General features: G+C 67.7%; 9 protein-coding genes and 1 pseudogene. 4 read left to right on the top strand and 6 right to left on the bottom strand.

Annotation, left to right across the window (positions count from 1 at the left end):
* Window positions 1-3: 3 nt before the first annotated feature.
* Window positions 4-1,124 (top strand): annotated as a pseudogene (locus AB4061_RS14790) (CMD domain protein).
* Between the two features lie 19 nt (window positions 1,125-1,143).
* Here AB4061_RS14790 and AB4061_RS14785 read toward each other — a convergent pair.
* A complete protein-coding gene (locus AB4061_RS14785) occupies window positions 1,144-1,512 on the bottom strand; it encodes a cupin domain-containing protein (protein WP_441634932.1) in 369 nt (122 codons plus the stop codon).
* 34 nt (window positions 1,513-1,546) lie between these two features.
* The gene (locus tag AB4061_RS14780) at window positions 1,547-5,140 is read right to left on the bottom strand and encodes a DNA translocase FtsK (protein WP_441634930.1); all 3,594 of its coding nucleotides are present in this window, start codon (window positions 5,138-5,140) and stop codon (window positions 1,547-1,549) included.
* Window positions 5,141-5,416: 276 nt separating this feature from the next.
* On the opposite strand from AB4061_RS14780, the gene AB4061_RS14775 reads away from it, so the two are divergent.
* The gene (locus AB4061_RS14775; RefSeq protein ID WP_441634928.1) at window positions 5,417-6,634 is read left to right on the top strand and encodes an EAL domain-containing response regulator; all 1,218 of its coding nucleotides are present in this window, start codon (window positions 5,417-5,419) and stop codon (window positions 6,632-6,634) included.
* 35 nt (window positions 6,635-6,669) lie between these two features.
* Here the strand turns inward: AB4061_RS14775 and AB4061_RS14770 are convergent, their stop codons facing one another.
* Both AB4061_RS14770 and AB4061_RS14765 read right to left on the bottom strand, forming a co-directional pair.
* Window positions 6,670-7,083, bottom strand: a complete 414-nt coding sequence (locus AB4061_RS14770; protein ID WP_441634926.1) for a DoxX family protein — start codon at window positions 7,081-7,083, stop codon at window positions 6,670-6,672.
* 146 nt (window positions 7,084-7,229) lie between these two features.
* The gene (locus tag AB4061_RS14765) at window positions 7,230-8,186 is read right to left on the bottom strand and encodes a LysR family transcriptional regulator (protein WP_441634924.1); all 957 of its coding nucleotides are present in this window, start codon (window positions 8,184-8,186) and stop codon (window positions 7,230-7,232) included.
* Between the two features lie 148 nt (window positions 8,187-8,334).
* Between AB4061_RS14765 and AB4061_RS14760 the strand changes: the two genes are divergently transcribed.
* Both AB4061_RS14760 and egtB read left to right on the top strand, forming a co-directional pair.
* On the top strand, window positions 8,335-8,937 hold the full coding sequence (locus AB4061_RS14760; protein ID WP_416048637.1) for an FMN-dependent NADH-azoreductase: 603 nt from the start codon (window positions 8,335-8,337) through the stop codon (window positions 8,935-8,937).
* Window positions 8,938-9,278: 341 nt separating this feature from the next.
* On the top strand, window positions 9,279-10,568 hold the full coding sequence (gene egtB, locus AB4061_RS14755; protein WP_441634922.1) for an ergothioneine biosynthesis protein EgtB: 1,290 nt from the start codon (window positions 9,279-9,281) through the stop codon (window positions 10,566-10,568).
* A gap of 89 nt (window positions 10,569-10,657) precedes the next feature.
* Here egtB and AB4061_RS14750 read toward each other — a convergent pair whose 3' ends face one another.
* Both AB4061_RS14750 and AB4061_RS14745 read right to left on the bottom strand, forming a co-directional pair.
* A complete protein-coding gene (locus AB4061_RS14750; protein ID WP_441634920.1) occupies window positions 10,658-11,347 on the bottom strand; it encodes an ankyrin repeat domain-containing protein in 690 nt (229 codons plus the stop codon).
* Between the two features lies 1 nt (window position 11,348).
* On the bottom strand, window positions 11,349-12,143 hold the full coding sequence (locus AB4061_RS14745; protein WP_441634918.1) for a TatD family hydrolase: 795 nt from the start codon (window positions 12,141-12,143) through the stop codon (window positions 11,349-11,351).
* Between the last annotated feature and the right edge of the window lie 96 nt (window positions 12,144-12,239).

Below are 12,239 nucleotides of genomic sequence, written 5' to 3'. Positions count from 1 at the left end.
ATCATGACCCAAGCCAATCCAGCTACCACCGACGTGGTGGACAACGTAGCCGGCCTCGCCGCCGGCTCGGCCACCCACGCACTGCGCCATCAGCGCGAGAAGGTCGCCGCCGCGACGCAGGGCAGCTATGACGCGCTGTTCGATCCCGCCCTGCCCGGCCTGCCGCTGACCGAGCGCCTGCTGGTGGCGCTGTACGCCGCGCGCCTCACGCCCGCGCCGGAACTGGTTGCGCATTACAGCGCGCGCCTGGCGCAAGCCGGCGCCGATGCCGCCCTGGTCGCCGTGGCCGGGCAAGGCAATCCGGATTCGCTGGCCGATCCGCGCCTGCGCGCCATGCTCGCCTTCACCCGCACGCTGATCGAGAACCCGGTAGCGGGCGACGAAGCTGCCCTCAAGGCCCTGCCCGCCGCCGGCCTGGCCACGCCCGACGTGGTAACGCTGGCGCAACTGATCGCCTTCCTGTCCTACCAGGTGCGCCTGGTAGCCGGCCTGAAGGCCCTGAACACCCTGCAATCCCAGGAGGCCGCAGCATGAGCGCACCCATCAAGGCAAACGGTTTCACCAACGAGGTGCTCGACTGGAAGGCCTGGCTGGACGTGGTCCAGGTGGACCAGGCCACGCCTGAGCAGATCGCGGTGCTGGAAGAAAGCCATCCCAAGGCCAAGGTGTCGGACTACTACCTGTTCCTGGTGCATCAGGCCGAAATCCTGCGCCAGCGCTCCACCGCCTTCAACGCCATCATGTACGCCCCCGGCGGCATGGCGCGTGCCGAGCGCGAGCTGGCCAGCACGGTGGTGTCGCGCATCAACGGCTGCGTGTACTGCGCGTCGGTGCATGCCCAGCGCTTCGAGCAACTGGCCAAGCGCAACGATGTGATCACGCAGGTGTTCGAGGACCCGCATACGGCGGGCACCACCGCGCGCGAGCAGGCGATCTCCAAGTTCTCGATCGCGCTGACCGAGCGGCCGGATGCGGTGAATGCCGACACCTTGCGCGCGCTGCGCGAGGTGGGTGTGAGCGATGCCGAGATCCTCGACCTGATTCACTCGATCGCCATCTTTGCGTGGGCGAACCGGTTGATGCTGAATCTGGGGGAGCCGGTATTTCCGGCTGTGGAGAGTTAACGCCGTGCGCTGACGCTAGTCAGCCCTGCGTGGCCGGCTCGCAATGCACCGCGAGCCAGACCGTCGACTGGGCGGCATCCGTCCACGCCACGCGATGCCGGCAATGCGCCGGCAGATGCAGGTAGTCGCCGGGCGCGAGCGTGCGCGGCTCGGCCTCGCCATCCAGGTGCAGGCCCGCGCTGCCGCTGACCAGCAGCACCCATTCGTCCTGCGCGCTGTCGTACCAGAAGCCCTCCGGGCTGGCCTGGCCGTTCGAGACGATGCGCTCGATCTTCAGGCCGGGCCGCTCCAGCAAGGCTTCGAAGCGCTCGGCGGTCCTGTCGACCGGCGCCTGCGCCAGCAGGTTGCCCTGCAGCACAGGCGGCGGGTTGCCCTTGGCATCCATCATCGTCTCCGGTTGGGCGGCACGCCTGCCGCCAACGTCAATCGCCCGGGCCTGGCGCGAGCACGTCGCGCGCGCCGTTGCGGCCCATCGGCGAGACCAGTCCCGCCACTTCCATCTGCTCGATCAGGCGCGCCGCACGGTTGTAGCCAATGCGCAACTGGCGCTGCACGGCGGAAATCGAGGCCCGCCGGCTGGTCAGCACGAAGGAGGCCGCTTCGTCGTATAGCGGGTCGGCCTCCACGTCGCCACCACCTTCGCCGAACAGGTCCGACGCCGCGGCCTCGGCGGGATCGCCCGCGAGGATCGCCTCGTCGTAGTCGGGCTCGCCGAACTGCTTCCAATGCTCCACCACGCGGTGCACTTCGTCATCAGCCACAAAGGCGCCGTGCACGCGTTGCGGATAGCCGGTGCCCGGCGGCAGGAACAGCATGTCGCCCTGTCCCAGCAGACTCTCGGCGCCCATCTGGTCGAGGATGGTGCGCGAGTCGATCTTGGACGAGACCTGGAACGCCACCCGGGTAGGGATGTTGGCCTTGATCAGGCCGGTGATCACATCCACCGACGGGCGCTGCGTGGCCAGGATCAGGTGGATGCCGGCGGCACGGGCCTTCTGCGCCAGCCGCGCGATCAGTTCTTCGATCTTCTTGCCGGCCACCATCATCAGGTCGGCCAGCTCATCGATCACCACCACGATGAATGGCAGCGTGCGCAGCGGCTCGGGCGCATCGGGCGTAAGCGAGAACGGATTGGGCACGTGCTCGCCCGCGGCCTCGGCGGCGCGGATCTTCTGGTTGAAGCCGGCCAGGTTGCGCACGCCCAGCGCCGACATCAGGCGGTAGCGCTTTTCCATTTCGCCCACGCACCAGTTCAGCGCGTGCGCGGCCTGCTTCATGTCGGTCACCACCGGTGAAAGCAGGTGCGGAATGCCTTCGTAGACCGACAGCTCCAGCATCTTGGGGTCGATCATGATCAGGCGCACATCGTCCGGCGTGGCCTTGTACAGCAAGGACAGGATCATGGCGTTGACCGCCACGGACTTGCCCGAGCCGGTGGTGCCGGCCACCAGCAGGTGCGGCGCGCGTGCGAGATCGGTCACCACCGGGTTGCCGGTGATGTCCTTGCCCATCGCCAGCACCAGGTGCGAGCTATGCGCGAGGAACGATGAGGCGGCCACGATCTCGGACAGGCGGATCATCTGGCGCCGCGCGTTCGGCAGCTCCAGGCCCATGCAGGTCTTGCCGGGAATGGTCTCGACCACGCGGATCGAGGTCACGCCCAGCGCCCGCGCCAGGTCTTTCATCAGGCCGACCACCTGCGCGCCACGCACGCCCATGGCGGGATCCACCTCGAAGCGCGTGATGACCGGGCCGGCCGAGGCGCCGACCACCGACACCGGCACCTTGAACTCCGCCAGGCGTTGCGCGATCAGGTTGCCGGTTTCCTGCAACTGCTCCTCGGTCACCTGCTGGATGTCAGCCGTGGCGGTTTCCAGCAGGCCCAGGTCCGGCAAGCGGTAGTCCGAAATACGGGACGGCGGCGGCGTGACGGCAATCACTTGCGACGCCGGCACTGTACCCGCTGCAGGTGCGGTGGCTACGGCGAATGCGGCGGGTGCGGCGGCCGCTACCGGCGCATCGAGCGCCACCATCTTGCCGACCACGGCCGGCAGCACGATGCGCGGCTTGGGCGCCGGCGGCGTGGCTGGCAATGTTTCGGGCAGCGGAGCCGGCGTTTCTTCTATCGCAGGCGCGGGGCTGGCAGCGCTAACCTCGCTGCGGTGCTCGACCAGCAGGTTGGCATCGAGAACGCCTTCAGCGATCTCTTCCGTGGCTTCTTCAGGTTCGGGGTCGGAGCCGGCGATGGGCTCCAGGTCAGCTTCGGCATCCTGAACGAACACGATATTAGGCGCGGCTTCCGCCGTCGGCGCAGCTTGTGCTTCTACTTCCGGCTCGGCGGCGCCTGCCGGCTCCTGAGCCATTGCCGGTTCGTCCACCTCGGGCGCCAGGGCAACCTCTGGCAGTGCAACCGCCTCGGGCTCGGCCGGGACAGCCGCTTCGGCATCCACGGCAGACGGTTCGGCAACGACTTCGTCGCTGGCTTCGGCTGTTGCTTCGGCTGTTGCATCGACCGGGATTTCGAGCAGGGCCTCAGCCACGACCGGCGCGGCGACCTCGCTTACGGCATCGGTGACAACATCGGTGGCTGCCTCCGCGACAACCGCGGCGGCGGCAGGAGCGGCTTCCGGCTCCAGCTGCGCGTCAGCCGCCGGAGCAGCAGGCCGCGCCGGCTTCCAGGCGCTGGCCAGTGCGCTCAGCTCCGCCATCAGCGCCTCGGCTTCCAGGCGGAGCGCATCCAGCGTCACGGAGGGCGTCGCGGCTTCGCCGGGGGATTCCGCGCGCGGCTCCGCAATCTGCGGGGCCTCAAAGGGTGCGGCGGCGGAAATGGCAATGTCCTCGGTGGACAGCACCGCCATAGGTCGCGGCTCGGCGGGCGCCGCAGCGGGGACGGCCTCGGCCTCCAGCACTTGCGTTTCCTGCGCCTGGCGGGGCAGCGCTTCGGACGCTGCCGGCCCTGCTGGCACGGCGGCAACCTGTTCGCTTTGGTGCTGGCGCGCATCGTCGGCCTGCCCAACCGGCATGACAACGGGTACAACAGCGGGCACGACAACCGGCCGCACCGCGGCAGCTGTCGTCACGCTCTTTGCCGCAGCGGGCTGGGCGGGCCGCGCATTGGCTTGCGGCAGCGTTGTGATGGCCGAGCGTGCACTCATCTGCGGCTGGCGCACCGGGCTGCTGGCCACGGTCGCCCGTGCAGCCGCGGCCGGGGCAGGACTGGCTGCGCGGGCCTGCGTTGCCGCCGCGGCACTAGCCGCCGCCGCGACGGATGCCGCGCGCGCGGCTGCCGGGCTGGTGGCTTGCGGCTGGCTGGGGGTGCGCAGCGGCGCCGGCCTGGCGGGCGCCTTGGCTGCGGGCGGTGGCGATGCGGGCGCAGGGGCCTCCGGCTTGGCGGCGCCCGGCGGCCCGGCCTGCTGCAGCCAGATCTCGCCCGGCTGCGGCGGCGAATTGCGGGTGCGCGCCGGCGGCTGCCAGACTGGCTGGCGCCGCGCCGATACGGCTTCGATGCCCTTGTGGCGCGGCACATAGTCGGTCGAGCCCGGCACGGCGGTGTGCGTGGCGCCGAGGTGGGTGGTCTCCCAGCTGTCCGGCTCGCGCGCGGTGCGGGCGGGCGGGCGCGCGGGCGCCAGCTCGGCCTCATCCGGCTCCGGCAAGCTGGGCTTGCGCAGGAACAGGCTGCGCCAGGTTTCGCCAAATACCATCGGCGCGGCCAGGGCCAGCACGCCCAGCATCAGCAGCAGGCTGGCACTCCAGCCGAGCATGCCGGAAACCAAGGTGCCCAGCGCGCGCCCGGCGCTGCCGCCCGACGTGCTGCCTGCCATGCCGCCCTCGCCCGCCGCGCCTGTCAGCGCTTCGAGCGAAGCGCTCGCGCACAGCACGATCAACGTGCCAAGCCATACCCGCAGCGTGCCGCGTCCACTGAAGAACCGGCGCTCGCCGGCGAGCAGGCGCGCCACCTGGCGCCACACCAGCGGCACAAGCCACAAGGTCGAAAATCCGAACCAGCCAAAACCCATTATCGAAACGCCATCATCAAATACCTCGGGCGACGATTGTAGCGGGTCTGGGCGCGGCGTTTCCGCGCAAGATGGCACTTGCAACGGAATATCGCCTGCTTTCCAGCGCCGGGCCCCCTCCCCCGCCACGCGAACCCTGCGCGCCAACGTCGGCATCCGCCCGCGCAAAGGCGTGCCCACCGCGCGGCATGTGCGCTACTATGGACGAAGCCTGCCTCGAATCGACTCTGCCCGTTCTCACCGGCCGATTTCCATCGACCCAATCCCGAGCCAACCATGCAGACGCGCTACGCCGGACTGTCAGCCCTGGTGGTCGATGACCACCCGTTCCAGTTGCTGGCGGCAGAACAGTTGTTGACCCAGCTGGGCGTCAGCGACGTGCATTGTGCCGCGGACGGCCGCATTGCGCTGGACCTGCTTGCCGCGCGCAAGGTCGACCTCGTGCTCTGCGATATCGAGATGCCAGGGCTCAACGGGCCCGGCATGATGGACGAGCTGACCCGGCGCAAGGACCACGCCTTCGCCGGCGCCCAGCCCCTGTGGGTATGGGTGTCCGCGCTGCAGGACGACATCATCGATTCCCATGTGAGCCTGGCCGATTCGGTTGGGCTCGCCCATGTGCGCGCGGTGCGCAAGCCGATCTCGGCGGTGGTGCTGGAAGAGATCCTGCAGGATGCGCTGGAGCGCGACCTCACCGCCGAAGCCCCGGCGGCGGCCCCAAGCCAGCCGGATGACCGCGAGCTGCTGGCCGCGATGCAGACGCCCGGCGCCATCTTCATCATGCTGCAACCGCAGTTCAGGATCAGCACGGGCGCGCTGGCCGGCGCAGAAGCGCTTTGCCGCTGGCGCCATCCGACCATGGGCCTGATCCGGCCCGACCTCTTCATCCCAAGGCTCGAGGCAATGGGCGAGGCCGATGCCATCTTCCAGCTGGCGGGCCAGCAATGCCTGTCGGTGCAGCGCCAGTTGCTGGCGCGCGGCGTGCGTATCCCGCTGAGCATCAATGCCTCCGCGCAGACGCTGTGCCGGCCCGGCGTGCTCGACGCCTTCGATGCCATGGTGGAAGCCAGCGGCATGCCCCGCCAGTTGCTGAATATCGAATTGACCGAGGGCTACCCGGTCTGCGACACCCGTGCCCTGTCGATTGCGCTGAACCGCCTGCGCTTGCTAGGTTACGGCGTGGCCATCGACGATTTCGGGATCGGCATCGCCACCCTCAAGCTGCTGGCGGACCTGCCCTTCACCCAGATCAAGCTCGACCGCTCGTTCGTGGTGGCGGTGCCCGGTAACAGCCAGCGCGCGGCGATCTGCCGCAACGTCATCAACCTCGCGCGAGACCTCAAGCTGGAATGCGTGGCCGAGGGCATCGAGACCCCCGCGCAGCGCGACGCGCTGCAAGCCCTGGGCTGCGACCTTGGCCAGGGCTACCTGTGGTCCCCCGCGCTGCCGCCCGACATGTTTGTGGCTGAAACGCTGGGCCGCTGGACGCCCTGAGGGCGCCCCGAGGGCGCTCCCAAACGGCAGCTACGCTAGTTCCACTTGCCGTTGACGCCGCCCACGCTCAGGCGCCCCGCGCCCAGCAGCGCGACCGCGATGGCGCCACCCAGGAACATTGCTTGCAATTCCAGCGCCCAGCCACCGGTGTCGGCCAGCGCGCCTAGTTGCTTCATATGGACGAGGCCCACTGCCACCAGCATGTTGACGGCGACGATCAGCGCGGCGGCCCGGGCCCACAAACCAAGGATCAGCAGCACCGGCGCCACCACTTCCCCGATATAGACACCGTAGGCCAGCACGACGGGCAGGCCGGCCTGCGTCACCACCTGCGTCACGAACCCCGGCCCGGCGATAAGCTTGGAGATCCCGTGCAGCAGGACCAGCACGCCGAGCACAATGCGCAGTACCGCCTTGCCCAGGTCCTGCGATGGCTGAGAACCACTCATGGTCGTCACTCCTTGTCCGGATCAGAAAACGAAAGCGCGAATGCGCTGCCTGCAGGCGAAGCGCCTTTGGCTCCACGCGCGGCACGCATATTTACCTTAGTGCGCCGCGCGGTGAAGGTAAAGGCACAAGTTGCGCGGACGCGCCATCAGATCTGGCCGATGGGCCGGTGCATGCCCGGCTGGCGCGGCGGCTGCATGCCCGCCTTGCAGGCCGTCTCGGGCAGGATGTCGGCAAGGAAATCCAGGAAGCGCCGCAGCGCCGGCGGCATGCCCTTGCGCGAGGGAAAGACCGCATGCAACGTCCCGACCGGCATGATCCACTGCGGCAGCAGCACCTCCAGTTCCCCGCTCTCGATGGCATCGCGGCAGAACATGCGCGGCAGCATCGCCACGCCGATGCCCGCGATGGCGGCCGCGCGCAGCAAGGCGAATTCGTCGGTGACAAGGCGCGGATCGTACTGCACGTGGATCGACTGCCCGGTATTGCAGGTCAGCGTCCAGGCATGCTTGCCGTCGTGCGGCTTCTGGTTGACGCCCGGCATGCCGTCCAGCGCTTCAGGCGTGCGCGGGCGGCCGATGCTGTCCAGCAGCGCAGGGCTGGCTACCAGCATCAGCGGGCTCTCGCCGTAGGTGCGCACCACCAGCGACGAGTCGTCCATCACCTCGCGCACCCGCAACGCCAGGTCGAAGCCTTCGGCGATCACGTCCACGCGGCGGTTGGTGGCTTCCAGTTCAATGCGCACGCCGGGATTGGCCTGCATGAAATGCCCGATGGCGGGCGCCAGCAGGCTCTGGGCAATCGCCACGGGGCAGCTCACGCGCAAGGTGCCGCCGGGCTGGTCGCGCGCCTGCTCAATCACTTCGCGCGCCGCTTCGGCCTCCGTCAGCATGGCGCGGCAGCGCTCGTAGTAGGCCTCGCCGATGGGCGTCACGCGCACCTGGCGGGTGGTCCGGCGCAACAATTGCACCCCCAGGTCCCGCTCCAGCTGGGCAATGCGCCGGCTGAGCCGGGACTTTGGCACGCCACTGGCACGGCTCGCGGCCGAAAAACTGCCGTGCTGGACCACCTGGGCAAACAGCGATAGATCGTTCAGGTCTTGCATGGGTCATCCTTGGCGGTAAGAGCGTGCCAGGGTAGCAGCCCGCCTGCGTTCTGCGCCTGGAACAATAAGTTCTATTTTGCCCCACTACCGGCATCAATGGCAGACCGCTATCTTTCATTCATCCAACCCGACCCCAGTGGAGATGAACATGAAGATCTTGCAAATCGACTCGAGCGTACTTGGCGGCCATTCCGCTTCCCGCAGCCTGACCGCCAAGGTGGTCGCCGACCTGCGCGCCAAGCACCCCGAAGCCACCCTGACCGTGCGCGACCTGGACCAGGACGCACCGGCACACCTGTCCGGCGCGCTGCTGCCCGTGCTGGGCGGCCCGAAGGATGGCCTGAACGCCGTGCAGGAAAGCGAGCTGCAACGCACCGAAGCCTTCCTCAAGGAATTCCTCGAAGCCGACGTGCTGGTCGTCGGTGTACCGCAATACAACTTCGGCATCCCCAGCCAGCTCAAGTCCTGGATCGACCGCATCGCCCAGGCTGGCCGCACCTTCAAGTACACCGAGACCGGCCCGGTCGGCCTGGCCGGCGGCAAGCGCGTGATCGTGGTGTCGTCGCGCGGCGGCGTGCGCCAGGACGCCAACGCCCTGGACCTGCACGAGCAGACCGTGGACGTGGTGTTCCGCTTCCTGGGCCTCACCGACATCACGTACGTGCGCGCCCACGGCCTGGCAATGGGCCCCGAAGCCCGCGAAGCCAGCCTGGTCGCCGCCAACGGCGCCGTGGCAGCCCTGGCAGCCTGATCCCGGCGCGGCGGCCTCGCGCCGCCCAGCCCCGCGCAAAACGCTCGCCCGCAGTCATGTCGGCGGGCGTTTTGCATTCTTGCGTTTCAGCCCGCATACCTTGCAGCGCCGCGCCCTGCCACGGATTCTTGCACGCGCGAGCCTGCTATGCCCACCGCGCGATCGGGTCTATGATGGTTCCGAACGCCTGAGCGGTTTCGGTGCATGTCCATCCAGGGGGAAGCCCGCGCGGCCTTGTTGTGCAGGCCTGGGTCGGAACCTGTCCGCAATCCACACGCCACGGCCAGCCGCCACCCAAAGCGGTATCCGCGGCAGATGCATAGTCCGATCCGGGAGCCCGCATGTCCTCTGCCCTGCTGCCTGCCAGCGCCGTGCATCCTCCGCACGAGCCAGCCCTGCTGTCCCAGTACCGCCACGTGCGCGCGGCTACCGAAGCCATGGTCGCTGACATCACCGACGCCGACGCCACGGTGCAGTCCATGGACGACGCCAGCCCCGCCAAATGGCACCTGGCGCATACCACCTGGTTCTTCGAGGAATTCGTGCTGACGGCGCGTATCCCGGACTACGAACCGGTCGATCCGCAGTATCGCTACCTGTTCAACTCCTATTACGAATCCGTCGGCGCCCGCCACCCGCGGCCACGCCGCGGCCTGTTGTCGCGGCCTTCGCTCGACGAGATCCTGGCCTACCGCGAGGCGGTCGACGAAACCATGCTCGGTCTGCTGACCAGCGCGCAGACCGATGCCGAGGCGGCGCTGATCGAGCTTGGCCTGAACCACGAGCAACAGCACCAGGAGCTTCTGCTGACCGACATCCTGCATCTGTTCGCGCAAAACCCGCTGAAGCCGGCCTTCGCGCCAGAGTTGCTGGCGCCCGTGATCGCCGATCCGCGCCCGGCGGCGGAATGGATCCACTTTGCCGGTGGCGTGGTCGCCATCGGCCATGACCGCGACGGCTTTGCCTTCGATTGCGAAGGCCCGCGGCACAACGTGCTCCTGCAGCCTTACCAGTTGTGCTCGCACCCGGTCACCAACCACCAGTGGTTTGAATTTATCGAGGATGGCGCCTACCGGACCGCCGGATTGTGGCTGTCGGATGGATGGCGCTGGGTGTGCGAACACGGCATCGAAGCGCCGCTGTACTGGGTGGAGCGTGAAGGCACCTGGTGGCAAATGAGCCTGCGCGGCATGCAGCCGGTGGATCCGGACAGCCCGGTCACGCATATCAGCTTCTATGAGGCCGATGCCTTTGCCCGCTGGGCCGAGCGCCGCCTGCCAACCGAGGCGGAGTGGGAGCACGCCGCGCGCAACCTGCCGGCTACCGGGAATTTTGTCGAGGGACGCGTGCTGCGGCCGCTGCCTGATCGCCAGAATACCTCCGGCGTGCTGCGGCAGATGTTTGGCGACGTGTGGGAATGGACTGCCAGCCCCTTCCAGCCCTACCCGGGCTTCCAGCCTAGCGCCGGGGCCGTGGGGGAATACAACGGCAAATTCATGTGCAGCCAGATGGTGCTGCGCGGCGGTTCCTGCGTCACGCCGGAGTCGCATATCCGTGCCAGCTACCGCAACTTCTTCTACCCGCACCAGCGCTGGCAGTTCACCGGCGTGCGCCTGGCCGACGACGCCTGAGTACCTGATCGCTGGATCGTCTGGGCAGGAGCAAAAACGCGCCGGGTTTTAGCCCGGCGCGTTTTACTTATGTTCAGTCGTTCAGTTGTTCAGTTCCAGCCCTTTTGCGGAGGCTGTGCGCTTAACGGCGTCTGCGGATACAGCTTCTGCCAGCGCGACTTCAGCCCCTCCGCGATCTCCTTCTGGTGATAGCGCTCGGCAAAATCGATCACCGTCATGCCCTGCTGGTTCTTCAGGCGCATGTCGGCCCCTTCGTCCAGCAGCAACTTGACCGTCTCGATATGCCCGCCGCGCGCCGCCATCATCAGTGGCGTGCTGCCATTGGGACTTTCCGCATCGATATAGGCGGCGTGGTCGACCAGGAACTTGACGATCTCGTTGTTGCCGTTGGTCGCCGCGTAATGCAGCGGCGTCCAGCCAGTCTTGTTGATCTCGACCTCCATCTGGTCGACCATCAGCTTGACCAGGCCCAGTTCGTTCTGCAGGCTGGCCATCATCAGCGGTGTCTCGCCGGCCGCATTGGCCTTGTCGAAATCGATGTCCTTGGCGCGGATCAGCGCCTCCGCCACCTTCAGCGACTTCTCGCGCAATGCCACCACCAGCATGGGATTGCCCTTGGCATCCACCAGGTTGGGGTCGACTCCGCGCGCCAGCATCTTCTGGGCCGCCTTGACGTCGTCGAACTCCACCGCATGGCGCATATCGTCCACGGGCGCAGCCCAGGCCACGGCGCCCGCCAGCATGGCCGCAACGGCGGCGAGGCGTCGGACAGTATTCATGTTAAGCATGAGATTTCCTATCTATATGCTTGAAAAGACGGAAGAAATTATCCGACGTACGTTCCGCGAGCTCCTCAACCGGGATGCCACGCAGGTTGGCGATGAACTCGCCCACATGGCGCACCCATGCGGGCTGGTTGGTCTTGCCGCGGTACGGCACGGGCGCCAGGTACGGCGAATCGGTCTCGATCAGCATGCGGTCCAGCGGGATCTTGCGCGCCGTTTCCTGCAACTCCACCGCATTCTTGAAGGTGACGATGCCGGAGAACGAAATGTGGAAGCCCTCGTCCAGCGATTGCCGGGCAACCTCCCAGTTCTCGGTGAAGCAATGCATCACCCCGCCGGCTTCGGCCGCGCTTTCCTCGCGCATCACGCGCAAGGTGTCTTCGGCGGACGAACGGGTATGGATGATCAGGGGCTTGCCGGTCTGCCGCGCGGCGCGGATATGGGTGCGGAAACGCTCCCGCTGCCATTCCATGTCCGCGATGCTGCGGCCTTCCAGCCGGTAGTAGTCGAGCCCGGTCTCGCCCGTACCGACCACCCGTGGATGCGCCGACAGCGCCAGCAGGCGCTCCAGCGTGGGCTCCTCGCCCTCCTCGTAATCGGGATGCACCCCGACGGTGGCGTACAGGTGCGGATGCTGCTCGGCGAGCGCCAGCACGCGCGGAAAATCTTCCAGCGTGACCGAGATGCACAGGGCATGCGACACCTGGTTGGCGCGCATGTTCTCCAGCAATTCGGGCAGGCGCGCGGCCAGGTCGGGGAAATCTAGATGACAGTGGGAATCGACAAACATTGGGGCGGTTTCCAGATAGAGACGCCGCCGCGGGCGGCGCCACCCGCCATTGTATATGGTCGTGCCAGCGAGCCAGCTGCCTGGCGGCGCCTGGCT

It is taken from the genome of Cupriavidus sp. YAF13 (genome assembly GCF_052113425.1).
In the GTDB taxonomy this organism is placed as follows: domain Bacteria; phylum Pseudomonadota; class Gammaproteobacteria; order Burkholderiales; family Burkholderiaceae; genus Cupriavidus.
This window is presented reverse-complemented; position numbering and strand designations above follow the sequence as displayed.